Origin of the sequence: Exiguobacterium sp. UBA7533 (assembly GCF_002479335.1) — a bacterium.
Taxonomy (GTDB): Bacteria; Bacillota; Bacilli; order Exiguobacteriales; family Exiguobacteriaceae; genus Exiguobacterium_A.
In genome coordinates this window covers 63,893-89,408 of the sequence record NZ_DLMP01000001.1, presented here as the reverse complement: position 1 = coordinate 89,408, position 25,516 = coordinate 63,893, and the positions used below count along the sequence as shown (strand labels likewise).

General features: G+C 47.8%; 23 protein-coding genes. All 23 read left to right on the top strand.

All coding sequences use genetic code 11. The features are described from left to right. The first annotated feature begins 9 nt into the window (after nucleotides 1–9). The 23 genes from B2U10_RS00445 (at nucleotide 10) to B2U10_RS00335 (ending at nucleotide 25,483) form a co-directional block, all read left to right on the top strand. Nucleotides 10–783: a FliA/WhiG family RNA polymerase sigma factor gene (locus B2U10_RS00445; protein WP_035407044.1), complete on the top strand. Its 774-nt coding sequence runs from the start codon at nucleotides 10–12 to the stop codon at nucleotides 781–783. Nucleotides 784–794: 11 nt separating this feature from the next. Further along, nucleotides 795–1,223 (top strand): hypothetical protein, encoded by a 429-nt coding sequence (locus B2U10_RS00440; RefSeq protein ID WP_035407047.1) that lies wholly within the window; start codon nucleotides 795–797, stop codon nucleotides 1,221–1,223. Between the two features lie 129 nt (nucleotides 1,224–1,352). After that, entirely contained in the window at nucleotides 1,353–2,087 is a 735-nt protein-coding gene (rpsB, locus tag B2U10_RS00435) for a 30S ribosomal protein S2 (protein WP_012370721.1), read from the top strand. An 82-nt stretch (nucleotides 2,088–2,169) separates the two neighbouring features. Next, the gene (gene tsf / locus B2U10_RS00430) at nucleotides 2,170–3,051 is read left to right on the top strand and encodes a translation elongation factor Ts (RefSeq protein ID WP_056062207.1); all 882 of its coding nucleotides are present in this window, start codon (nucleotides 2,170–2,172) and stop codon (nucleotides 3,049–3,051) included. A gap of 111 nt (nucleotides 3,052–3,162) precedes the next feature. Beyond that, nucleotides 3,163–3,882 carry a UMP kinase gene (pyrH, locus tag B2U10_RS00425; protein ID WP_029342047.1) on the top strand — a complete coding sequence of 240 codons (720 nt, stop codon included), beginning with the start codon at nucleotides 3,163–3,165 and terminating at the stop codon, nucleotides 3,880–3,882. A gap of 1 nt (nucleotide 3,883) precedes the next feature. After that, nucleotides 3,884–4,441, top strand: coding sequence for a ribosome recycling factor (gene frr, locus B2U10_RS00420; protein WP_023468691.1), 558 nt, complete (start codon nucleotides 3,884–3,886; stop codon nucleotides 4,439–4,441). A 79-nt stretch (nucleotides 4,442–4,520) separates the two neighbouring features. Beyond that, on the top strand, nucleotides 4,521–5,261 hold the full coding sequence (locus B2U10_RS00415) for an isoprenyl transferase (protein WP_290785146.1): 741 nt from the start codon (nucleotides 4,521–4,523) through the stop codon (nucleotides 5,259–5,261). 19 nt (nucleotides 5,262–5,280) lie between these two features. Continuing rightward, nucleotides 5,281–6,081 carry a phosphatidate cytidylyltransferase gene (locus tag B2U10_RS00410; protein ID WP_035407053.1) on the top strand — a complete coding sequence of 267 codons (801 nt, stop codon included), beginning with the start codon at nucleotides 5,281–5,283 and terminating at the stop codon, nucleotides 6,079–6,081. A 14-nt stretch (nucleotides 6,082–6,095) separates the two neighbouring features. Beyond that, entirely contained in the window at nucleotides 6,096–7,250 is a 1,155-nt protein-coding gene (locus B2U10_RS00405) for a 1-deoxy-D-xylulose-5-phosphate reductoisomerase (RefSeq protein ID WP_290785144.1), read from the top strand. Between the two features lie 14 nt (nucleotides 7,251–7,264). Next, complete coding sequence (gene rseP, locus B2U10_RS00400) at nucleotides 7,265–8,506, top strand: RIP metalloprotease RseP (RefSeq protein WP_056062204.1); 1,242 nt, start codon at nucleotides 7,265–7,267, stop codon at nucleotides 8,504–8,506. Between the two features lie 34 nt (nucleotides 8,507–8,540). Then, complete coding sequence (locus B2U10_RS00395; RefSeq protein WP_035407061.1) at nucleotides 8,541–10,241, top strand: proline--tRNA ligase; 1,701 nt, start codon at nucleotides 8,541–8,543, stop codon at nucleotides 10,239–10,241. A 147-nt stretch (nucleotides 10,242–10,388) separates the two neighbouring features. Then, on the top strand, nucleotides 10,389–14,660 hold the full coding sequence (locus tag B2U10_RS00390; protein ID WP_197026226.1) for a PolC-type DNA polymerase III: 4,272 nt from the start codon (nucleotides 10,389–10,391) through the stop codon (nucleotides 14,658–14,660). 129 nt (nucleotides 14,661–14,789) lie between these two features. Continuing rightward, a complete protein-coding gene (rimP, locus tag B2U10_RS00385; RefSeq protein ID WP_023468684.1) occupies nucleotides 14,790–15,257 on the top strand; it encodes a ribosome maturation factor RimP in 468 nt (155 codons plus the stop codon). Between the two features lie 17 nt (nucleotides 15,258–15,274). After that, a complete protein-coding gene (gene nusA, locus B2U10_RS00380; protein ID WP_023468683.1) occupies nucleotides 15,275–16,384 on the top strand; it encodes a transcription termination factor NusA in 1,110 nt (369 codons plus the stop codon). Between the two features lie 3 nt (nucleotides 16,385–16,387). Further along, nucleotides 16,388–16,657 (top strand): RNase P modulator RnpM, encoded by a 270-nt coding sequence (gene rnpM / locus B2U10_RS00375; RefSeq protein ID WP_023468682.1) that lies wholly within the window; start codon nucleotides 16,388–16,390, stop codon nucleotides 16,655–16,657. Further along, the gene (locus B2U10_RS00370) at nucleotides 16,650–16,952 is read left to right on the top strand and encodes a YlxQ family RNA-binding protein (protein ID WP_023468681.1); all 303 of its coding nucleotides are present in this window, start codon (nucleotides 16,650–16,652) and stop codon (nucleotides 16,950–16,952) included. The genes rnpM and B2U10_RS00370 overlap by 8 nt, the downstream gene beginning before the upstream one ends. 15 nt (nucleotides 16,953–16,967) lie before the next feature. Next, on the top strand, nucleotides 16,968–19,139 hold the full coding sequence (gene infB, locus B2U10_RS00365) for a translation initiation factor IF-2 (RefSeq protein ID WP_290759187.1): 2,172 nt from the start codon (nucleotides 16,968–16,970) through the stop codon (nucleotides 19,137–19,139). A 39-nt stretch (nucleotides 19,140–19,178) separates the two neighbouring features. Further along, a complete protein-coding gene (gene rbfA / locus B2U10_RS00360; protein WP_023468679.1) occupies nucleotides 19,179–19,520 on the top strand; it encodes a 30S ribosome-binding factor RbfA in 342 nt (113 codons plus the stop codon). A gap of 50 nt (nucleotides 19,521–19,570) precedes the next feature. Next, nucleotides 19,571–20,479, top strand: coding sequence for a tRNA pseudouridine(55) synthase TruB (truB, locus tag B2U10_RS00355; protein WP_035407072.1), 909 nt, complete (start codon nucleotides 19,571–19,573; stop codon nucleotides 20,477–20,479). Between the two features lie 16 nt (nucleotides 20,480–20,495). Further along, a complete protein-coding gene (locus B2U10_RS00350) occupies nucleotides 20,496–21,425 on the top strand; it encodes a bifunctional riboflavin kinase/FAD synthetase (RefSeq protein ID WP_035407075.1) in 930 nt (309 codons plus the stop codon). A 123-nt stretch (nucleotides 21,426–21,548) separates the two neighbouring features. Continuing rightward, nucleotides 21,549–21,818: a 30S ribosomal protein S15 gene (rpsO, locus tag B2U10_RS00345; protein WP_023468676.1), complete on the top strand. Its 270-nt coding sequence runs from the start codon at nucleotides 21,549–21,551 to the stop codon at nucleotides 21,816–21,818. Nucleotides 21,819–21,956: 138 nt separating this feature from the next. Beyond that, nucleotides 21,957–24,176, top strand: a complete 2,220-nt coding sequence (pnp, locus tag B2U10_RS00340) for a polyribonucleotide nucleotidyltransferase (protein ID WP_290751315.1) — start codon at nucleotides 21,957–21,959, stop codon at nucleotides 24,174–24,176. Nucleotides 24,177–24,250: 74 nt separating this feature from the next. Beyond that, entirely contained in the window at nucleotides 24,251–25,483 is a 1,233-nt protein-coding gene (locus B2U10_RS00335) for a M16 family metallopeptidase (RefSeq protein WP_290785141.1), read from the top strand. The last annotated feature ends 33 nt before the right edge of the window (nucleotides 25,484–25,516 follow it).

Below are 25,516 nucleotides of genomic sequence, written 5' to 3'. Positions count from 1 at the left end.
GGAATGGTCATGCGTGAGGAATTACAACAACTTTGGGATCGATGGCTGACCACACGCGATATTGCGGTGGCAGACCTGTTACTTCACAATTATGAACCACTTGTTCAATACCACGTTCAGCGTTTAAGTGCGACATTGCCTAAAAGTGTCGATCGAGACGAGTTGAAAAGTTTAGGGATGATGGGATTGTACGATGCGCTTCAAAAATTCGATCAAAATCATAATAATAAATTCGACACGTATGCCGCCTTTCGGATTCGAGGAGCTATTTTAGATGGGCTTCGTAAAATCGATTGGTTACCACGTTCCTTACGCGAAAAAGCAAAGCGGGTCGAGGCAGCTGTCGAGATCCTAGAACAATCCTTGCAACGGACGCCGACGATAGAAGAAGTCTCTTCTATCGTCAATATGACACCAGACGAGGTCAAGGGTGCGTTAGCAGAAAGTTATTTCGCGAATGTATTATCGATCGATGAAGCAGTCACGTTACAAGATGAGGGAAAAGCGATGACCGTCTCCTATCTTGATCCGGATACCGCTACACCAGAAGATATGTTGTTAATGCGTGAGTTGATTGCTAAACTGGCAGAGGAAGTCGAAGGGTTATCAGAAAAAGAACAACTTGTCGTTTCTTTGTTCTACTATGAGGAATTGACGCTTACTGAAATTGGTGAAGTTCTCGGACTCTCGACTTCCCGTATTTCGCAAATCCATTCCAAAGCGCTTCGTAAGTTGAAAAATGCGCTCGGAAGTGCCTATTTAGCAGATCGTGTCGCCATGTGAAAGGGAGAATTATGACTGTCGTTTATATCTTATTAGCTGCACTCGTCTGTTATGCCCTGCTAGTTTTATTTCGTCAGCAGGCGGCGCTCAAAGACCGGATCACACATTTAGAACGCGAAAAAAACGAGACGGAACAAGTGTTATTACATTTCATGGAGCACGTCAACGCCATGACGGATACATCTATATATGAGACAACCGAACCCGTTGATCAAGTACCGGATGCGTCTTTACAAATAGTGCAGGTTGCTACAAATGAGAAGCCAGAAACCGTCGAAGTCGAACGGTCCGTTTCAAAGGAACCATCGTTAACGGATATCAAGCAGGCGCTACGAGAAGGAGCAGATCTTGAGACGCTTGCACGATCTTTGAATCGGGGGACCGGCGAGGTGGCTTTGATTGCTAAACTTTCTCATCAAACGAAGGTTGCCCCTCGGTAATCTTTATGCTATATTAGTCTACGGTGTTAATTACGCACGCATGTATCGCCAGCTGCGGTGCCTTTAATAGGTTAGCTGGACAGACGATCATCGCGGAGGACATCCAAAACCCAAAAGGAGGAATTCATCATGGCAGTAATCTCGATGAAACAATTGTTAGAAGCTGGTGTACACTTCGGTCACCAAACACGCCGTTGGAACCCAAAAATGGCAAAATACATCTTCACAGAACGGAACGGAATCTACATCATCGACCTTCAAAAAACGGTCAAAAAAGTAGACGAAGCATATAACTTCATCCGTGAAGTAGCGTCTGAAGGCGGAAACGTTCTTTTCGTTGGTACGAAAAAACAAGCTCAAGACACTGTGAAAGAAGAAGCGATCCGTGCAGGTCAATACTTCATCAACGAACGTTGGTTAGGTGGAACTCTCACGAACTTCTCTACAATCAAAAAACGTATCAACCGTTTGAAACAACTCGAAAAAATGGAAGAGAACGGTACATTCGAAGTTCTTCCTAAAAAAGAAGTCATCATTCTTAAAAAAGAAATGACTCGTCTTGAGAAATTCCTTGGCGGTATCAAAGATATGCCAGGCGTTCCGGATGCACTCTTCATCGTTGACCCACGCAAAGAGCGTATCGCGATTGCAGAAGCACACAAACTCAACATCCCAATCGTTGCGATTGTTGATACTAACTGTGATCCAGACGAAATCGACTACGTCATCCCAGCGAACGACGATGCGATCCGTGCAGTCAAATTGCTCACTGGTAAAATGGCTGACGCAATCCTCGAAGTTAAACAAGGCGAAGATAACGTAGCACCTGAAACTACTGAAGAAGTAGTAGCAGACGCTGAGTAATTCGTGATGCCAGGTGATAAAGGGAATCGACCTTTTATCACCTTTTTTTTGAAAATAAGGATGTTATAAGGAGGAATATCGAATGGCTATTACAGCAGCAATGGTTAAAGAACTTCGTGAAAAAACAGGTGCAGGTATGCTCGACTGCAAAAAAGCACTCGTTGAAACTGACGGTGATATGAATGCAGCAGTAGATTTCTTGCGTGAAAAAGGAATCGCTAAAGCAGCAGCAAAAGGCGATCGTATCGCAGCTGAAGGATTGACTGCAGTTGCAGTTGATGGCAACAAAGCGGCACTCGTCGAAATCAACTCAGAAACAGACTTCGTTGCAAAAAACGAACGTTTCCAAACGCTCGTTCAAAACATCGCAAACGCTGTTCTCCGTAACGGTTCAGAAACAGCTGAAGCGGCTCTTGCTTCTGAATATGAAGCAGGTAAAACAATCGACACATACATCTCAGAAGAAGCTTCAACAATCGGAGAGAAAATCTCACTCCGTCGTGTAGCGCTCTTCACAAAAGCAGATGATGCAGTCTTCGGTTCTTACCTCCACATGGGTGGACGCATCGGTTCAGTTGTCGTCATCGAAGGTACGACAGACGAAACAGTTGCAAAAGACGTTGCAATGCACATCGCAGCAGCACGTCCACTTTACGTTGACCGTACTTCTGTCACAGAAGAAGAAAAAGCACGTGAAGAAAAAGTCCTCACTGAGCAAGCATTGAACGAAGGAAAACCAGCTAACATCGTTGAAAAAATGATCGTTGGTCGTATGAACAAGTTCTTCGAGGAAATCTGCCTTGTCGATCAAACGTTCGTCAAAGATCCAGACTTCAAAGTTGGTAAATATGTAGAGTCTAAAGGCGGTAAAGTCGTGTCATTCGTACGCTTCGAAGTTGGAGAAGGTATGGAAAAACGCGAAGAGAACTTCGCTGAAGAAGTTATGAACCAACTTAAAAAATAAGAATCGGGATCATCCTGATGACAAGAGAAGGAACACGTATGCTTCAATCCACTTTCGTGTGGAAGTGGTTCGTGTTCCTTTTTTACGGAATTTAGCAAGGGGGACATAGTCATGCAACCGAAATATAACCGGATTGTGTTAAAATTGAGCGGAGAAGCGCTCGCAGGAGATCAAGGGTTTGGAATCAATCCTGTCATCGTCAAATCTATCTCGGAACAGATTCGCGAATTAGTTGAACTGAACGTTGAAGTAGCGGTCGTCGTCGGAGCTGGAAACATTTGGCGTGGCAAAACAGGTGCAGAACTTGGGATGGACCGGGCCAACGCCGATTATATGGGGATGTTAGCGACAGTCATGAACTCGCTTGCGCTTCAAGACAGCTTGGAAGATGTAGGTGTCGAGACACGCGTCCAAACATCTATCGAGATGCGCCAAGTAGCAGAACCGTACATCCGCCGCCGTGCGATGCGTCACCTTGAAAAAGGACGTGTCGTCATCTTTGCAGCAGGTACAGGGAACCCGTACTTCTCGACAGATACGACAGCTGCTCTTCGTGCAGCTGAAATCGAAGCAGAGGTCATCTTAATGGCGAAAAACAACGTCGATGGTGTGTACTCAGCTGACCCGAATGTTGATCCAGAAGCGAAGAAATTCGAGACGCTCTCTTACTTGGACGTCTTAAAAGATGGACTTCAAGTTATGGATTCTACAGCAACTTCACTTTGTATGGACAATGACATCCCGCTCATCGTCTTCTCGTTGATGGAAGAAGGTAACATCAAACGTGTCGTCATCGGTGACGAAATCGGGACAATCGTAAGGGGGAAATAATATGTCAAAAGAAATCTTAAAACAAGCCGAAGAACGGATGGAGAAAGCACATCTTTCACTTAAGAAAGAACTTGCGACGCTCCGCGCAGGTCGTGCAAACGTTGCGATTTTGGATCCCGTTCAAGTCGAATACTACGGTTCACCGACACCGCTCAATCAAGTAGCGAACGTCAACACACCAGAAGCACGTCTGATCTTGATCACTCCTTGGGATAAATCAATGGTCAGCGAAATCGAAAAAGCGATTCAACGTGCTGATCTTGGTCTTGCGCCGTCGTCTGATGGTACGGTCATCCGTCTTGCGATTCCACCATTAACGGAAGAGCGCCGGAAGGAACTCGTCAAACTCGTCAAGAAGTATACGGAAGAAGGTAAAGTTGCCCTCCGTAATATTCGTCGTGATACGAACGAGCAGTTAAAGAAACAAGAAAAAGATGGTGCATTGACAGAAGATGATCTGCGTGGATACACAGAAGATGTTCAGACGTTGACAGACAAGTTCGTTAAACAACTTGATCAGACGGCAACGGAAAAAGAACAAGAAATCATGGAAGTATGACGCGACGGATCGTCATGGGGGGGACTCTTTGTCACACGAAGAGTCCCTTTCTTCATAATTGAGAGAGGAGGAAGTGCGGATGTTTCAATGGTTGAATCAGACGAAAGAAACCGAGACCTATGATCGGGTACCAGAGCATGTCGCTATCATCATGGACGGAAACGGTAGATGGGCACAAAAACGCGGACTTCCGCGTATCATGGGACATCGCGAAGGTATGAAATCGATTCGTGAAGTCGTTCGGGTTGCAAATGAACTCGGCATTAAGAGTCTGACATTATATGCTTTCTCGACGGAGAATTGGACGCGTCCGGAAGAAGAAGTGAGTTTTCTCATGAAGCTGCCGGCGCAATTCTTAGAGTCGGATTTAAAAGAGTTAGACGCGCAAAATGTTAAAGTCGAGGTAGCAGGAGAAGTATCACGCCTCCCTCATTTCACACGTGAGGCAGTGGAACAAGCGAAACTGGATACGCAACATAATACAGGACTTCGTCTGATTTTCGCTCTGAATTATGGAGGACGCGATGAACTCGTTCAAGTCATGCAAAAACTGGGCGAACAGGTTCAGGCAGGAACACTGTCACCGGATGCGATTACACCGGAGACGATTGAACGCGAGTTGATGACAGGATCCGTAACCGACGTCGATTTCGTCATTCGAACGAGTGGGGAACAACGGTTATCGAACTTTTTACTTTGGCAAGCGGCATATGCGGAGTTTTATTTCACAGACGTCTTGTGGCCAGAATTTCGCCGAAATGCTTTCTTAGCAGCAATTGAAGATTACAATCAACGGACACGCCGATTCGGTGGCGTCTGATTAAATGAGGAACTAGCTTATGAAAACTCGAATCATCACAGGGATATGGGCTGGTGCTATCTTTTTGGCACTTCTGTATCTCGGCGGACTTCCCTTTTTAGCATTTATGGCAATCTTAACGCTTCTCGGATATACCGAGCTCGTTCGGATGCGACAATGGAGCGGCTCACGCGTTCCTCGGATTCTGTTTGGTATTGGGACGTTATTGCCTTTCGTTGGTATTTATGAAGAAGCAGTCGATCAGACGCTTCCGATCGGACTTTCGCCAATCGCTTGGGCAATGATCATTTTATTGATCGGTCTCTTCTGGAACGTATTCTCAAAAAATGTCTTTACGTTCGATGATGTTGCGTTTTTACTGCTGACGGCCGTGTATGTCGGTGTCGGTTTTGCATCATTCGCCTATATCCGCTTACTCGAACACGGATTAACGTGGTCACTGTTGATTATCCTCTTGATCTGGTTCACGGATTCAGGCGCTTACTTCGTCGGGAAACGATTCGGTAAGAATAAACTGTGGCCGTCGATCAGTCCCAACAAAACGATCGAAGGGGCAGTCGGTGGCGTACTGCTTGCCATCTTACTCGGTGTCGTATTTGAAGGTATCGAACCGACAGTCGGTTTTGGGAAAGTCATTGTCCTTGCCATCATCGTTGCCGTCGTTGGGCAACTTGGTGACTTGGTCCAGTCTGCTTACAAACGCCATTATGGTGTGAAAGATTCTGGAACGTTACTACCGGGTCATGGTGGTATTCTAGATCGGTTCGACAGCATGATGATCGTCTTTACGGTCCTCGTCGTACTTGATATCTTTGCTTGAGGAGGCACTTCATTATGAAGAAAATCAGTATCATCGGTGGTACAGGATCGATTGGTACGCAGACGCTCGATGTCATTGCGGCTAATCCAGACCTTTTTGAATTGACGAGTTTTGCATTTGGTCGAAACACGACGGTCGCCATACCGTGGTTGAACCGTCTGCAACCGATGCTTGTCGGCGTCCAAGATGAGACGACACGTCAAGAACTCGAGCAACACTTGACTTATCAGCCAACGATCGTTGTCGGTGAAGAAAAATTGCTTGATGTCGTGACGCATCCCGAAGTCGATACGGTCATTACAGCGGTCGTAGGAGCTGTTGGCTTACGTCCAACGCTTGCTGCAATCGAGGCGGGTAAGACGATTGGTCTTGCGAATAAGGAGACACTCGTCACGGCAGGTCATCTTGTCATGAAGTTGGCACGTGAGAAAAACGTGACGATCTTACCAGTTGACAGTGAACATGCGGCGATTTTCCAATGCTTAAACGGGGAAAGTCGTGAAGATGTGCGTCAAATCATCTTGACGGCTTCAGGTGGTAGCTTCCGCGACCAAACGCGGGATGAGTTAGCGAATGTTACGGTCGAACAAGCACTAGCGCATCCAAACTGGTCGATGGGAGCAAAAATCACGATTGATTCTGCGACAATGATGAACAAAGGGTTCGAAGTCATTGAAGCACATTGGTTATTTGATGTCGATTATGCAGATATCGATGTCGTCATTCACCGTGAATCCATCATCCACTCGATGGTCGAATTCAACGATGGTGCGGTCATGGCACAACTTGGTATGCCTGACATGCGAGAACCGATTCAGTACGCTCTTACATATCCGTCCCGCCTTGAAATTCAAGGGGGAGAACGGTTAAACTTAAAGGAAATCGGACGCCTACACTTTGCTGATGCTTCATTTGAGCGTTATCCGTTGTTGCGACTTGCTTTTGAAGCAGGTCAAGCCGGCGGATCGATGCCATCAGTACTCAATGCTGCGAACGAACAAGCGGTGGATCGCTTCTTAAAAGGAGACATTCGCTTTTTAGAAATCGAAGCGAGCGTTGAGGCGGCGCTTCAAGCTCATGAACTTATCGAGGAGCCTTCCTTGGATCAAATCCTTGAGGCTGATCGATGGGCGCGTGAGTTCGTATCGTCTCTTACATTCGCTAACTAAGGATGGGATAAGTAATGACGACCTTTATTTCAATCGTGCTGATGTTCGGTGTACTCGTCGCCGTCCATGAATGGGGTCATCTCGTGATGGCGAAACGGGCAGGTATTCTCTGTCGGGAATTCGCGATTGGATTTGGACCGAAGATCTTTTCAGTGTTTAAGAATGAGACGTTGTATACGGTACGTCTGTTGCCAATCGGCGGTTACGTCAAGATGGCGGGTGAAGAACCGGAACTCGTTGAGATCAAATCAGGTCAAACCGTCGGATTACAGTTAAAGGACGGCGTCATCGAGACGATTTATTTCGATGCGGATCAGCCACAAGTCGACCAAGTCGTTACTGTCGAACGGATTGACTTATTGCGTCAACTCGAACTCGTTGGATTACAAGACGAGACATCGGTTCGCTACCCCGTTTCACCGACAGCATTTCTCGTTGAAGGTCAGACACGGACACAAATTGCACCGTACGATCGTACATTCGGTTCGAAATCCGTATGGAAGCGCGTCCTTGCGATCGCTGCAGGACCGTTCATGAACTTTGTCCTCGCGTTCGTTATCCTGTTCGGTCTTGCCTTATATAATGGCTCTCCAACGGGGGACAGCGTCATCGGAACAGTTCAAAAGGGTTCTCCGGCCGATCAAGCTGGACTTGTTGAAGGTGACCGGATTGTCTCGGTCAACGGTCAGGATACAGCCAAATGGACTGATTTACGTGCTGGATTCCAAGATCGTGCCGGTAAAGCGACAGAAGTGAAATACGAACGTGATGGGAAAGAAACGACAACACAAATCACGCCAAAAGTACAACAGCAAGGAGAACAGAAGGTCGGCATCATCGGCGTCACGAATGAGACAGAAAAATCATTCGGGACAGCACTCCAAACCGGAGTTTCAGAAACATGGCGGATGTCGACGCTCATTGTCGGAGCTGTTGGAGATCTCGTGACGGGTGTCGTCGGCGTCGATCAATTATCAGGACCAGTCGGGATCGTCAAAATGACCGATCAGGTCGCAGATAGTGGGTTCTCGATGCTATTGACATGGACAGCATTGTTGTCCGTCAACTTAGCAGTCTTCAACTTATTGCCACTTCCAGCACTTGACGGAGGACGACTGTTGTTCCTCTTCCTTGAAGCCTTACGCGGTAAACCAGTTGATCCTCAAAAAGAAGGATTGGTTCACTTCGTCGGTTTCGCGCTTTTGATGCTACTCATGCTCGTCGTCACTTGGAACGACATTCAAAAATTCTTTTAATTAATCACTCAGTCAAAGGAGTTCGTGACTCATTATGAAACAATCAAAACTATTCATGCCAACGTTGCGTGAAGTACCATCTGATGCAGAAGCCATCAGTCACCAACTCTTGCTTCGTGCAGGATTCATGCGTCAAAATGCCGCTGGGATCTATTCGTATCTACCACTCGCAAAACGAGTACTCGCAAACATCGAGACGATCATCCGCGAGGAATTAGAAGCGGCGGGTGCGCAAGAATTACTGATGCCAGCGATTCAACCAGCTGAACTATGGGAAGAAACAGGACGCTGGGATATCTATGGACCTGAATTAATGCGCTTGACGGATCGTCATGATCGCCGGTTCGCGCTCGGTGCGACACACGAGGAACTGATCACTTCGATCGTTCGTGATGAATTGAACTCGTACAAAAAGTTACCGGTCAATCTCTTCCAGATTCAAATGAAGTACCGTGACGAACGTCGTCCACGTTTCGGTTTATTACGTGGTCGTGAGTTCATCATGAAAGATGCTTACTCGTTCCACTCGTCACAAGAGAGCTTAGACGAAGAGTATCAAAACATGTTTGATACGTATTCGCGGATTTTCACACGTGTCGGTCTTGAGTTCCGTCCAGTCGTCGCTGACTCAGGTGCGATAGGTGGTAGTGGAACACATGAGTTCCATGCGTTAGCAGCAATCGGTGAAGATACGATCGTCTATTCGGATCAGTCGGACTATGCGGCAAACTTAGAGATGGCAGAGTCGATCGATGCCTATCCGAAGCAAGACAAAGCACCAGAAGCACTTGAAGAAGTGCATACGGCAGATGCGAAGACGATCGAAGCGGTCAGCGCACATTTGAATTTACCAGCAAACGAATCAATCAAGACCGTCATCTTCAAGACGGAGCAAGGGCTTGTCATGGCACTCGTCCGGGGCGATCACGAAGTCAACGATATCAAGTTGAAAAACTATCTCGGTGCACTCGACATCACGATGGCGAGCGACGAAGAGATTGAAGCAGCGCTTCACTCAACGCCTGGAACACTTGGACCAATCGGGGCAGATATGAAGGTCGTCGCGGACTACGCGATTCGTGCCTTGACGAACGCTGTCTGTGGTGCAAATAAAGCGGAAACGCATTATATCCATGTCGACCCAAGCCGTGATTTCGAAGCAGAATATACAGACTTGCGCTTCGCAGAAGAAGGTGACGCGTCACCAGACGGTAACGGTCAAGTCAAGTTCGCTCGCGGGATTGAAGTCGGTCAAGTCTTCAAACTCGGAACACGTTACTCAGAAGGAATGGGAGCGACGTTCCTCGACGAGGGCGGTAAAGCACAACCTCTCATCATGGGTTGTTACGGCATTGGTGTCTCGCGGACATTGTCGGCAGTCGTTGAACAACATTATGATGAGCGTGGAATCATTTGGCCAAAAGCAATCGCGCCATACGATGTTCATTTAATCGTCGTCAACGGTAAAAATGCAGAACAACTCGAACTCGGAGAGACACTATACCGTGAGTTGACGGCTGCAGGATTCAGCGTCTTGCTTGACGACCGGAAAGAACGAGCAGGTGTCAAGTTCGCCGATGCTGATTTGATCGGTCTACCGGTTCGCTTGAACGTCGGGAAAAAAGCGACAGAAGGAATCGTCGAATTAAAAGCCCGTCGTGGTGGCGATGCAGAAGAAGTTGGACAGGAACAAGTCGTTGAGGCTGTTCGTTCACTCTATGAAGGTTTAGAATAAAGAATGGAGACGGTCACTTTTCATAAAGTGACTGTTTTCTTGTCTCACACCCATTCGCCCCTTGGGCAATCCGCAAGAGGAGGAGGAGTTGCTGTCACGGTGTGAAGCGATCAGACAGCACAATTGCGAGTGGATACACAACAACGCATGTCACTGTTGCTCAGTGACTTGGAATTACCGAACGGTATCATTGAAGAATACTTTCACGAAGCAGTTCTCGAGAAGCTTCGCGTCAATAAAGCAAAGGCAACCTGGACATTTGAAATTCGCTTGCCACATGTTTTACCCCAAAACGTCTATCAACTCTTTACGAGTCGTTTGACAAGTCGGTATCAGCAATTTGCCGAAGTCAAAATCATATTACACGCAGATAGCCGTCCAGATGAACGGATGTATCATGATTACTGGCCATATGTCGTGCAGGATCTCGCAGATGTCTCATCGGCAATGCGGACACAACTCGGGCGTGTCTTACCGGAGTTTAAAGAACAGAAACTATTCATTCCGGTCCGAAGTGAACCGGAAGCAGGTTTCTTAAAGAGTAGCTTATGTGGGGAATTACAATTACTCTATAGTGCTTACGGATTCCCAAAATTCAACTGTGAACCGATTGTTCAGATCAACGAATCGAAACAAGAAGCGTTGCGAAATCAGGTGAAACAGGAAGACATGGAAGAAGCAAAACGGATGCTCGAGTTGCAATTCAAACGGGAACAATCGCGAGATGACGATGATGGCCCTGTCGAAATCCGGATCGGGAAACCAATTCAAGATGAGATCGTTCCGATCAAGACGATTCAAGATGAGGAACGACGGATTGCGATCCGTGGTCTTGTTTTCTCAGCTGAGAGTCGTGAACTACGAAGTGGGAAGACAATTTTTACGTTCAAGATGACAGATTATACGGACTCGCTCGTCGTCAAAATGTTTGCGCGTGACGAAACAGACGTCAAAATCCTCTCAGCCATCAAAAAAGGCATGTGGATTCAAGCAGCAGGTCGTGTCGAGTTCGATACGTTCCTGCGCGATCTCTGTATGATGATTGCCCAACTGTCAGAAGTGAAGATGGAAGCCCCTGCTGACCCTTGGGCAGGCGAGAAACGCGTCGAGTTACATGCGCACTCGCAAATGAGCCAGATGGACGCCGTCATGAACGTGACAAAATACGTCGAGCGTGCCGCAAAATGGGGTCACCCTGCTGTCGCGATCACGGATCACGCCGGTGCACAAAGTTTTCCGGATGCCTACTATGCCGGAAAGAAAAACGATATCAAGGTACTGTACGGAATTGAAGCAAACGTCGTCAATGACGGGGTGCAAGTCGCCTACCATCCGGTGGAGCGCAATTTGGATGACGCGACATTCGTCGTCTTTGACGTCGAGACAACTGGTTTATCGGCGATGTACAACAAGATCATCGAACTTGCAGCTGTTAAAATCCACGATGGTGATATCATCGATAAATTCGAAGCATTCGCGGATCCGAAGCATCTATTGTCGGCGACGACGATTGACTTGACAGGGATTACCGATGATATGGTCCGGGGAAAACCAGACCCGGAACAAGTCGTCAAGGAATTCATGGACTGGGTCGGCGACTCGATTCTCGTTGCCCACAATGCCTCGTTTGATATTGGATTCTTGAATGCGACACTCCGGTCTGGTGGTCACGATGAATCAGTCTTACCGGTCATTGATACGCTTGAGTTAGCCCGTGTCCTGATGCCGACACTTAAAAACCACCGGTTGAACACACTCGCGAAACGATTTGACATCGAATTGACGCAGCATCACCGCGCCATTTATGATGCGGAAGCGACAGGCTATTTGATGGTCAAGTTGCTTCAAATGGCAGATGAGATGTTCAACATGAAGACACATGCCTCACTCAACCGAGAGATGGGAAAAGATATCTCGCGGGCACGACCATACCACGCGACGGTCTATGCGAAGAACCGGACGGGCTTGAAGAATCTGTACCAATTGATTTCGATTGCTCACACAAAACACGTGCACCGTGTCGTGCGGACACCACGCTCGCAACTCATCGCACATCGGGATGGATTGATCATCGGGTCAGCTTGTGATAACGGCGAGGTATTTGATGCCGCCTTGAATAAGTCGGACGAAGATTTAGCAAAAGTGATGCAATTCTATGATTTCATCGAGATTCAACCACCCGCGATGTATGGTCATTTGATCGAACGGGAAATCGTTCAGAATGAACTTGAACTGCGCGAACTGATCAAAAAGATCATCCGTGTCGCGGAAGAACATGACATCTTACCAGTCGCGACTGGTAACGTACATTATCTCGATCAACATGACGCCACGTATCGAGAAATTTTGATCCGGACGCAAGGTGGAGCGAACATGCTGAACATGCGAAAACAATTGCCACCGGCGCATTTCCGGACGACGAAGGAAATGATGGACGACTTTAAGTTCCTCGGACCGGATGTGTCGGAACGTCTCGTCATCACGAACAGTCAAGCCGTCGCGGAACAGTTCGAGAACATCGATATCATTCCAAAAGATCTTTATACACCGAAGATCGAAGGGGCAGACGAAGAAGTTCGGAATTTGTCGTACGATATGGCGCACCGGATTTACGGCGAGACGTTACCGGAGATCGTCGAAGCCCGACTCGAAAAAGAGTTGAAGTCGATTATCGGTCACGGATTCGCTGTCATCTATTTGATTTCCCATAAACTCGTAAAAAAATCACTCGACGACGGCTATTTGGTCGGTTCACGGGGGTCGGTCGGATCAAGTCTCGTTGCGACGATGACGGAGATCACGGAAGTCAATCCATTGCCGCCACACTATGTCTGTCCGAATTGTAAGGAATCGGAGTTCTTTGATGATGGTTCCGTTGGTTCTGGATTCGATTTGCCGGATAAGTCCTGTTCGAAATGTGATATCCCATTGTTCAAGGATGGTCATGATATTCCGTTTGAAACGTTCCTTGGATTTAAAGGGGATAAGGTACCGGATATCGATTTGAACTTCAGTGGAGAATACCAGCCGCAAGCACACGCCTATACGAAAGTCTTGTTCGGTGACGATTACGTCTACCGTGCCGGAACAATCGGTACGATCGCTGAGAAGACGGCGTATGGCTATGTCAAAGGGTATCAGTCAGAGAATGAGCTGACATATCGGAATGCGGAAGTCGATCGTCTTGTCAGTGGTGTCACTGGCGTCAAACGGACGACTGGTCAACACCCGGGAGGGATCATCGTCGTACCGGACTACATGGATATCTATGATATCAGTCCGATTCAGTATCCGGCAGACGATATGGGTTCTGAATGGAAGACGACACACTTCGACTTCCATTCGATTCACGATAACTTACTCAAACTCGATATCCTCGGTCACGATGATCCGACGATGATCCGGATGCTACAGGATTTATCGGGACGTGATCCGAAGACGATTCCCGTCGATGATCCAGAAGTGATGAAAATCTTCAGTTCGACGGAATCGATCGGTGTGACGCCGGAACAGATTGATTCAAAAACCGGAACGCTCGGTATTCCGGAGTTTGGGACGAAGTTCGTTCGCCAAATGTTAGAGGAGACGAAACCGACGACGTTCTCAGAGCTCGTTCAGATTTCAGGACTCTCGCACGGAACGGATGTCTGGCTTGGAAACGCCAGCGAATTGATCTACAACGGAACGTGTGAACTAAAAGATGTCATCGGTTGTCGAGATGACATCATGGTCTACTTGATCTACGCCGGTCTTGAACCGTCACTTGCCTTTAAAATCATGGAGTCGGTCCGTAAAGGGAAAGGACTCTCGATTGACATGGAAGAGGCGATGATTGAGAACGATGTGCCACTCTGGTATATCGATTCTTGTAAGAAAATCAAGTACATGTTCCCGAAAGCCCATGCTGCTGCCTACGTCTTGATGGCTGTCCGGATTGCCTATTATAAAGTCCATCATCCGATGTATTACTACGCTTCGTACTTTACGGTACGTGCGGGTGATTTTGATATCGGTGCGATGAATAAGGGCTCTGCTGCCGTTCGGAAAGTCTTGCAAGACATCAAGGACAAAGGTTTCGAAGCGACGGCGAAGGATAAGGGATTGTACACGGTTCTTGAAATCGCGCTTGAGATGATCGAACGCGGCTTTACGTTCCAAAAGGTCGATCTCTATCGCTCGAGTGCAACGGAATTCCTCATTGACGGGGATACGTTGTTACCACCTTTTAACGCCGTGACAGGTCTAGGGACGAATGCTGCGAAGCAAATCGTCGAAGCACGTAAAGGCGGCGAATTCCTCTCGAAGGAAGACCTCCAAAAACGCGCCAAATTGTCGAAATCGATCATCGAGACGCTCGATAACCTAGGCTGTCTCGAAGGGTTACCAGACGAGAATCAGCTCTCCTTGTTCGACTTGTAAGCCCTTAGGAACACTTGCTTTGAGCGCTTTCCTATGCTATATTGAGTGAGGAAATGTTTTTTATACTACGACTTGGAAGGAGTAGGGGGACCTGCTCCTTTCTTGTTTGTTTTTTGAAGGAGGATGAAGATGACGAACGTAACGGAAAAGGTCGAAGCGCTCGCAAAACCAATCGTCGAACGAGAGGGGATGGAGCTAGTCGACGTTGAATTCGTCAAAGAAGGGGCGGATTGGTTCCTACGTGTCTCCATCGACAAAGAGGGTGGCGTAGATCTTGAAGACTGCGTCAAAATCAATGAACAGTTATCGGAAGCATTGAATGACAATGATCCGATCGACGAGCCGTATTACCTCGACGTCGCTAGTCCAGGAGCGGAACGTCCACTGAAGAAAGACGAGGACTTCGAAAAGGCGATTGGGAAACATGTGTACATCAAAACGCACGATCCAGTAAAGAATGCGGTTGAATTCGAAGGAACGTTGCTCGCGTACACACCTGAGATGCTTGAAATCGAAGTGCGTGTCAAAACAAGAAAATTGAAAATTGAGATACCGGTCGACAAGATTTCACTTGCGCGACTTGCGGTAATGTTCTGACGGAAAGGAAGAGAACGATGGGACCACAGTTACTCGAGGCGATCAATCAAATCGCGAAAGAGAAGGAAATTGACAAGAACATCATCATCGATGCGCTCGAACAGGCATTGATTTCAGCGTACCGACGCAACTTCGGAAAAGAGTCGGAGGCTGTAAAGGTCGAATTCGACCAGCAGACAGGAGACATTCGTGTCTTCGCGCTCAAGGAAGTCGTCGAACGATTGACGCAACCAGAGGAACAACTCTCGCTTGAAGAGGCGCACGAAATCGATCCGACATATGAACTCGGCGATTTCCATAAAGTCGAAGTGACGCCAGGCGATTTTGGTCGCGTTGCGGCACAAACAGCAAAACAAATCGTCACACAAAAAATGCGTGAAGCAGAACGCGAACGCATTTACAATCACTTCGCGGATCGTGAAGACGAGATCATGACGGGTATCGTCGAGCGTCAAGATGCACGCAACTTGTACGTCAACCTAGAAGGTATCGAAGCTGTCTTGACGACACACGAGCAAATGCCGAACGAGCGTTTCGGGATTCGTGATCGCATCAAGGTGTACGTCACGAAGGTTGATCCGATGGTCAAAGGATCAGGAGCATCAATTCTCGTATCACGGACACATCCAGGTCTCTTAAAACGTCTCTTTGAAATCGAAGTACCAGAGATTTCAAGTGGCGAAGTCGAAGTCAAGTCTGTGGCGCGTGAAGCGGGCGACCGTTCGAAAATCGCAGTCGCAGCGGACGACATCGATCCAGTCGGTGCATGTGTCGGACAAAAAGGGGCGCGTGTTCAACGCATCGTCAATGATTTGAACGGGGAAAAAATCGATATCGTTCGTTACTCGGATGATCCGAAAGAATATGTCGCGAACGCACTCAGCCCAGCTCAAGTCGTTGCGGTCTATGTCAACGAACCAGCGAAAGCGACAATCGTCGTCGTTCCAGATTTCCAACTGTCGCTTGCAATCGGGAAACGTGGTCAAAACGCACGTCTCGCAGCGAAATTGACAGGATGGAAAATCGACATCAAGAGCGAGTCTGAAGCGGAAGCGATGGATCTCGAAGATGTCTTCGCGACGGAAGAGCCGGCAGTAGAAGCGGTCCAAGTCGAAGGCGAGGAATAATTCGTGCAAAAAAAGGTACCATTACGTAAGTGTGTCATCACACAAGAAATGAAACCGAAAAAAGAATTAATTCGTGTCGTCCGGACACCTGAACAAGAGGTCGTCATCGATTTAAATGGTAAGATGAATGGGCGAGGTGCCTATTTATCGAAAGATGCGGCAGTCATTGCGACGGCGAAGAAAAAACGGACGCTTGATCATCATTTAAAGGTCAAGACGACAGATGCCTTATACGATGAATTGCTTGAAATCGCGGGAGGTACAAATGAGTAAATGGGAATCCCTTCTCGGTCTCGCGAATCGAGCTAGAAAAGTGACGACGGGAGAAGAACTCGTACTGAAAGAAGTACGAGGAGGGCAAGCGAAGCTTGTTCTTTTAGCAGCAGATGCGGGGGCTGCCACGCGTAAGAAAGTCACAGATAAATGTACGAGTTATCAGGTTCCTTACCTAGAAGTCGCCGACCGTACGATTCTCGGTCAAGCATTAGGAAAGGATGCGCGTGTTGTCGTGTCAGTCAATGAAGCCGGATTTGCGAAAAAGCTAACTGAACTCCTCTCGAACGACTAATTGGAGGTGGATCCTTTGGGTAAACGTGTATACGAATTCGCCAAGGAACAAAATGTAACAAGTAAGCAGGTCATCACCCAGCTTGAAAAGCTGGAGAAACCAGTCAAGAATCATATGGCAGTATTAGATGAACAGACAGTACAGCAACTCGATCAAGTATTTAATCCCGAGAAATATCGGGCTCAAAAGACGGAGGCTCCAAAACAAGTGAAATCAGATAATAAACCGAACCGACCAGGAAGTACAAACAAACCAGCAGGTAACCAATCACGTAATAGCAAAGGCGGACGCCCAGAATTCGGCAACCGTAACAACCGTGGCGGCAAACGTCGTCCGAACCAAAAGAAAGCAGAACCGCGTAAACTTGAAGTAGCGGATCCGAACTCGAAGTCGAGTCAACGTAAAGCTGCTCGCCGTGCACAAGAAGAGGCGATGGCAAACGTCGTTCAATACTCTGACAACTTGACAGTCGGTGAACTCGCTGAAAAAATGGCGAAAAAACCGAATGAACTGATCATGAAATTGATGGGTCTCGGTGTCATGGCGAACATCAACCAAGATCTTGATGACGAGACAGTGGAACTTCTCGCGACAGAGTTCGGCTTTGAAGTCGAGAAGACAGTCCAAGTCGATGAGACGGACTTTGATCAGTACGAATTGAATCTCGACCAGTACGAATTGTCTGAGCGTCCACCGGTCGTTACGATCATGGGACACGTTGACCACGGTAAAACGACATTGCTCGATTCGATCCGTAACACGAAGGTTACTGCAGGCGAAGCTGGCGGGATCACACAGCACATCGGTGCTTACCAAGTTGAGATCGACGGCAAGAAAATCACGTTCCTCGATACACCAGGTCACGCGGCGTTCACGACGATGCGTGCACGTGGAGCAGATGTCACGGATATCGCGATCATCGTCGTTGCAGCGGATGACGGTGTCATGCCACAGACAGAAGAAGCGATCAGCCACGCGAAAGCAGCTGGCGTTCCAATCATCGTTGCTGTCAACAAGATGGATAAAGAAGGCGCAAACCCAGACCGTGTCAAACAAGAATTGACAGAGTTCGAACTCGTTGCAGAGGACTGGGGCGGCGATACAATCTTCGTACCGGTTTCAGCTCTTAAAGGAGACGGCATCGACGAATTGCTCGAGATGATCCTTCTCGTCTCAGAAGTTCAAGAATACAAATCAACACCAGACATGAACGGTCGCGGAACAGTCATCGAGGCGAAACTCGATAAAGGACGCGGTCCAGTCGCTACACTTCTCGTTCAACACGGAACACTTCGCGTTGGTGACCCGATCGTCGTCGGTCACACGTTCGGTCGTATCCGGGCAATGGTCAACGATATCGGTCGTCGTGTCAAAGAAGTCGGACCATCGACGCCAATCGAAATTACAGGTTTAAATGATGTCCCGAAAGCAGGCGATCAATTCTTCGCATTCGAAGATGAGAAAAAAGCACGCCAAATCGGTGAAGCACGTTACCAACGTGAAATCGAAGCACAACGTCGCGATTCAGCGAAAGTCAGCTTAGAAGATCTCTTCGACCGCATTAAAGAAGGCGAAGTCAAGGATCTCAACATCATCATCAAAGGTGACGTACAAGGTTCAGTTGAAGCCTTAGCCGGTTCATTGAAGAAAATTGATGTCGAAGGTGTTAAAATTAACATCGTACACTCAGGTGTTGGTGCGATCACGGAAGGTGACGTCATCCTTGCTTCGGCAGCGAATGCGATCATCATCGGATTCAACGTTCGTCCGGATGGTAACGCGAAATCAATGGCAGATCAGGAGAAAGTCGAAATTCGTCTTCACCGGATCATCTATAACGCGATTGAAGAAATCGAGCAAGCGATGAAAGGTCTCCTTGATCCTGAATTCGTCGAGAAAATCATCGGTCAAGCTGAAGTCCGCGATGTCATCAAAGTATCGAAAGTCGGTACGATCGCAGGTGGATATGTCACAGAAGGTAAGTTGACGCGTGATGCAGGCGTACGTGTCGTTCGTGACAGCATCGTCATCTACGAAGGAAAACTCGATACACTTCGCCGCTTCAAAGATGATGTCAAAGAAGTCGCTGCTGGTTACGAGTGTGGTATTAAGATCGAACGTTATGATGACGTAAAAGTCGATGATGTCATCGAAGCGTTCATCATGGAAGAAGTCAAACGGAAGTAACAGAACGGAATCCATTCTTCCGAACTGGAGGGAACAAACATGAGTTTACGCTCGAATCGTGTCGCCGAACAGGTGCGTAAGGAAATTACGCAACTGCTCATCAAGGATGTCAAGGATCCACGCGTCAAGCCGATTACCGTCACAGGTGTCGAAGTGACAGGAGACTTGCAACAAGCGACGATCTTCTATTCAGTCCTCGGTGACGAAAAAGCACGTGAGGATGCGCGCATCGGTCTTGAAAAATCAAAAGGCTTCATGCGTAAGGAAATCGGATCGCGGATTCGTCTGCGGAAAACACCTGAACTATTGTTCGAGGTCGATTCTTCTGTCGAATACGGATCACGCATTGATGAGTTGCTTCGGAATTTGAACAAAGATTAACATCTAAGGCAACCACGTGTGTGGTTGCCTTTTTTCAAGGAGGAAATAACGTGGAACCCATAGGAGTATTACCGTTAGATAAACCAGCGGGTATGACGAGTCATGATTGCGTCTTTCGTCTACGTCGCTTGTTTCAAACGAAAAAAGTCGGACATACAGGTACGCTTGATCCGGAAGTAACGGGTGTCTTACCGATTTGTCTCGGTCGAGCGACGAAGCTTGCCCGCTTCATCACAGATGAAGGAAAGCGCTATGCGGCGGAAGTGACGATTGGCTTTGCAACGACAACGGAAGATGCGCACGGGGAAACAGTTCGCGAAACAGCGGTTGAACCGGGAACTATTACCGAGGAAGCAATTGAGGACATCTTGACTCAATTGACAGGAGAGATCGAGCAGACGCCACCGTATTATTCAGCTGTTAAAGTGAACGGGAAGAAACTATATGAATATGCACGAAAAGGCATTGAAGTCGAACGACCGACACGAATCGTCCGCATCGATCGATTAGAACGGACATCGGACCTTGTGTTCGAAGGTGGTCTTTGTCGTTTCCGTCTCGATATCGCTTGTGGAAAAGGAACGTATATTCGGACATTAGCAGTAGAAATCGGAGAACGACTTGGTTACGCGGCACACATGAGTGAACTACGCCGGACAGGCTCTGGTGCGATTGCTGAGACGGATACAGTGACTCTTGAGACACTCGAATCGTATGAGACGGTCGAAGAACGGATGCAACACGTTCTACCGATTGAACACGTCATCCAAAAATGGCCACGCTTGACGGTCGATGCGTCGACTGCACAGCGTGTATTGAACGGAGCAAAGCTGACAAGCATTCCAGTCGAATTCGAGCTGTTTACTGTCTATAATGAAGAAGACGTACCTTTAGCGCTATATCGACGTCTTCCAGAAGAACAGGTAGCACGCGTTGAGGTCATGCTACAAATCGATTAAGATCGGAGAGAGCATCATGGACATCATACATTTAACATATCCGGAACAACCTCAAAAAGACCCTGCTGTCATCGCACTCGGCTTTTTTGACGGTGTACATCTCGGACATCAGCAAGTCATCGCAGCAGCACTAAAAGAAGCGGAGGCTCGTCGCCTGCCTTTGGCTGTCATGACCTTTGATCCCCATCCGAAACAAGTGCTTGGTAAAGGGGATGAACCAGTCCACTACATCACGCCGCTTGAACGCAAATTAGAGAAACTCGAGCAGCTTGGTGTCGATCGTGTTTATGTGATTGAGTTTACGATTCCTTTCTCGGAATTATCACCGCAAGCTTTCGTCGACGAATATCTGATTGCGTCTGGAGCAGAACACGTCGTTGCTGGATTCGATTATTCCTACGGTCGCTTCGGAGCCGGCAAAATGGCGACGCTTGATTTTCATAGTCGTGGCACATTTACGCATACCGTTGTAGCAGAATTCCAAGAAGAAGCTGAAAAGATCAGCTCAACCCGGATTCGTCGTTTACTTGCTGCAGGAGAAGTCGAACCGGCTGCACGTTTGCTTGGAGAACCCTACCAAATCAAAGGCACGATCATTCACGGTGACGCACGCGGACGGCAAATCGGTTTCCCGACAGCCAACATGCGACCGGAATTCGCCTACGTCATTCCGAAACTTGGTGTGTATGCGACATTCGTTCGCTTAGCAGACGGTCGCCGGTTCAAGGCGATGACGAATGTCGGGAGACGCCCAACGTTCTATGAGACGGGAGACGTCAGTATCGAGACGCATCTTCTTGACTTTGATGAAGATCTTTATGGTCAAGAATTGACGCTTGAATGGATCGCTTACTTACGCGATGAAAAAGCCTTCAACGGTATCGATCAATTGAAAGAACAATTGGCACGGGACCGCGAAGAAGCAAATGTACAATTAAGCGTTTGACAGTACGGACAGGGTTCGTTATGATAGGTCAGTACGATCACGTACAGCCGATTCACTTGGCATCTGGTCTCACCATCCGATGCTCGGGAATATGGTCATTCATAAGATGGAGGTGGAGTGACAATGGCACTCACAAAAGAACGTAAAAACGAAATCATCGAAGCATATGCTACGAAACAAGGCGATACTGGTTCGCCGGAAGTACAAGTTGCTGTTTTAACTGAACAGATCACAACTTTGAACGATCACTTACGTACACACAAAAAGGATCACCACTCACGTCGTGGTCTCTTGAAAATGGTCGGTCGTCGCCGTAACTTGCTCACATACCTTCGTAACAAGGATGTTGCACGTTACCGTTCGTTGATCGAGCGTCTTGGTCTCCGTCGCTAATTTCGACGAGAACGAGGTAGGGAAGCAGGAGCATCGTCTCCTGTTTCTTTTTTTTGCCGATTCATGGACTTTTTGCGCAAGAACCTACATAATTAGATTTGAATGAAAAAACGGATAGCAGTGAGAGGAGATTTGTGCATGTCACAAACAAAACAGACGTTTTCGACCGAACTCGGTGGACGTCCATTAACGATTGAAATCGGTCAATTAGCAAAACAAGCGAACGGAGCAGCATTGATTCGCTACGGTGATACAGCCGTTCTTGCTACGGTCGTTGCATCAAAACAACCAAAGGACTTAGATTTCTTCCCATTAACAGTGAACTATGAAGAAAAATTATATGCGGCAGGGAAAATCCCAGGTGGATTCCTTAAACGTGAAGGACGTCCTGGAGAGAGCGCGATCTTGACTTCGCGTCTGATCGACCGTCCAATCCGTCCATTATTCCCGGATGGTTTCCGTCACGACGTACAAGTGGCGACGACGGTTCTTTCGTCAGATGCTGACAATTCACCAGAAGTCGCTGCGATGATCGGGGCTTCGATTGCGCTTTCGATCTCGGATATTCCATTCGACGGTCCAATCGCAGGCGTGACGATCGGTCGCGTCGACGGAGAATTCGTCGTGAACCCGACTTCAGCGCAAATGGAAGTCAGCGACATCGACCTTCAAGTTGCCGGAACAAAACATGCCGTCAACATGGTTGAAGCAGGTGCGAAGGAAGTATCGGAACAAGCAATGCTTGAAGCGATTTTACTTGGACACGATGTCATCAAGGAAATGATCGCGTTCCAAGAAGAAATCGTCGCACAAGTCGGTAAAGAGAAGTTCGAATATACGGTATCAAGCTTCGATGAGACAATCGTCAATCGCCTGAAAGCAGAAGCATTAGCAGAAGTCACACAAGCGGTTCAAGTTGAAGAAAAACAAGCGCGTGACATTGCTATCAACGAAGTCATCGCAAAATACATCGAGTTGTATGCAGCTGACGAGTCCGTCACAGCAGAGCAACTGGCAGAAGTATCAGGCGTGCTCAACAAGTTCGTCAAAGACGAAGTCCGTCGTCTCATCACGGAAGATAAAGTGCGTCCAGATGGTCGTGGTCTTGCTGAGATCCGTCCGCTTGATTCAGAAGTCGGTCTCTTGCCACGTGCACACGGTTCAGGTCTGTTCACACGCGGTCAGACACAAGTCTTGTCTGTAGCGACACTTGGTGTTGCGGGTGACGCTCAAATCATTGATGGACTTGGTCTGAAGGAAGAGAAACGTTTCATGCACCATTATAACTTCCCACCATTCTCAGTTGGGGAAGCACGTCCGATGCGTGCACCAGGTCGTCGTGAAATTGGTCACGGGGCACTCGGAGAACGCGCACTTTTACCAGTTCTTCCGAATGAAGTTGATTTCCCGTACACGATTCGTCTCGTGTCAGAAGTGCTTGAGTCGAACGGTTCTTCATCACAGGCTTCCATCTGTGGTTCGATCCTTGCCATGATGGATGCGGGTGTTCCATTAAAAGCACCTGTCGCTGGTATCGCGATGGGCTTGATCATGGAAGGCGAAAATTACTCGATCTTGACAGATATCCAAGGGATGGAAGATCATCTCGGAGATATGGACTTTAAAGTCGCTGGAACTCACGAAGGTGTCACAGCTCTCCAAATGGATATGAAAATTGGCGGAATCACGCGTCAAATTCTTGAAGAAGCACTTGAACAAGCACGTCTTGGTCGTCTGCATATTCTTGAGCATATGCAATCTGTCATTGCTGAACCGCGTGTCGAATTGTCGCAATACGCGCCGAAAATCGTCACACTTAAAATCAATCCAGATAAAATCCGTGATGTCATCGGACCTGGTGGTAAAGTCATCAACGGTATCATCGATGAGACAGGCGTTAAGATCGACATCGATCAAGATGGAACAGTCTTTATCGCTTCGACGGATCAAGCTGGCATCGATCGTGCCCGTCAATTGATCGAAGATATCGTCCGTGAAGTCGTCGTCGGTGAAGAATTCGATGGAACGGTCCGTCGCGTTGAGAAATTCGGTGCATTCGTCGAATTGTTCAAAGGAAAAGACGCACTCGTCCACATCTCGGAACTCGCACTTGACCGTGTTGGTCAAACGGAAGATGTCGTTAAACTTGGAGATAAGCTAAAAGTCCGTGTCACAGAAATCGATGACAAAGGACGCGTTAACGCGTCGCACAAAGTCCTGCTCGTCGAAGGATTAAGCGAAGAAGACCGTGCCGCATACGAAGAAAAGAAAAAGACAGAGCGTGAGAACCGCCCGCCACGCCGGGATCAGGGTTCACGCCCACCACGTGACGGACAACGTCCACCACGTCGTAACTAATGAATCCAAGGTGGCTCGACGGTGCAGAGAATGCAACGAGAGCCACCTTGTTTCCTATATTTGGAGGAATTACTATGATCGAACGGATACAACTAGAAAACGGGGTTCGACTAATCGTTGAACGGATGCCAGAAGCACGCAGCGTCGCGACCGGAATCTTCATTCAAGCAGGAAGTCGGACGGAACAGGTCGAGGAGCATGGTATCAGTCATCTCATCGAGCATATGATGTTCAAAGGAACAAAACGCCATACGGCAAAAGAGATTGCGGTTTATTTTGACCGACTTGGTGGAAATATTAATGCGTTCACGAGTAAGGATCAAACGTGTTATTACGTCAAGACATTAGATGAACATGCAGGTGAAGCCTTTCAAGTGTTGGCGGACATGTTCCTCGAATCGACGTTCGATGCGGAGGAACTAGAAAAAGAGAAAAAGGTCGTCATTGAAGAGATTAAAATGTACGATGACACACCAGATGATCTCGTCCATGAGTTATTAGCTGTTGCGGCTTACGGAGAGGATGTCATGGCTCGTCCGATTCTTGGAACGGAAGAGAGTGTGCTTCGGATTGATCGTACAATGATTGAACAGTATCTCGAAGAAGCATATGCTCCGGATCAAATCGTCATTTCCGTTGCCGGAAACGTCTCAGACGAGTTGATTACGCAGATTCAAGAGCGGATGTCGATCCTCATATCACGATCGAAGACCCGTGAGACAGCGTCACCAAGGTTACAAAATGGTGTGATTCGTAAGGAAAAGGATACGGAACAGGCACATATTTGTTATAATTTCCGTGCGATTCCTTCTGCTGATCCACGATTGCCTGCCCTCGCCTTACTCAACAATGCATTCGGTGCGACGATGTCGAGTCGCTTGTTCCAATCAATCCGAGAGGAACGCGGTCTTGCTTATTCAGTCTTTTCCTATTACACGACGTTTGACGATCATGGCACGTTCACGATTTATGTCGGTACGTCTCCGGAATCAGTCGAAGAGGTCGAACAGGTTCTCGCTGCTGAGATTGATCGCTTGAAGCGAGACGGACTATCCGCTAAGGAACTCGAAGATGGCATTGAACAGCTAAAAGGTTCTCTGATTTTAGGAAACGAAGGCACATCGAGCCATATGAACCGAAATGCCCGAAATGAGTTGCATCTGCATCGTCACCCGTCACTCGAAGAAGTACTAGCGGATGTAGAACGAATTCGTCCATCGGACATCGATGGGCTGATTGAGCACATCTTTTCGGAGGAACCGGCAAAGGCCTATATTCTTCCAGCAGACCAGGAAGAGGAAGCATGACAGCAGAACGGAATAGATGAAACATATGAAATG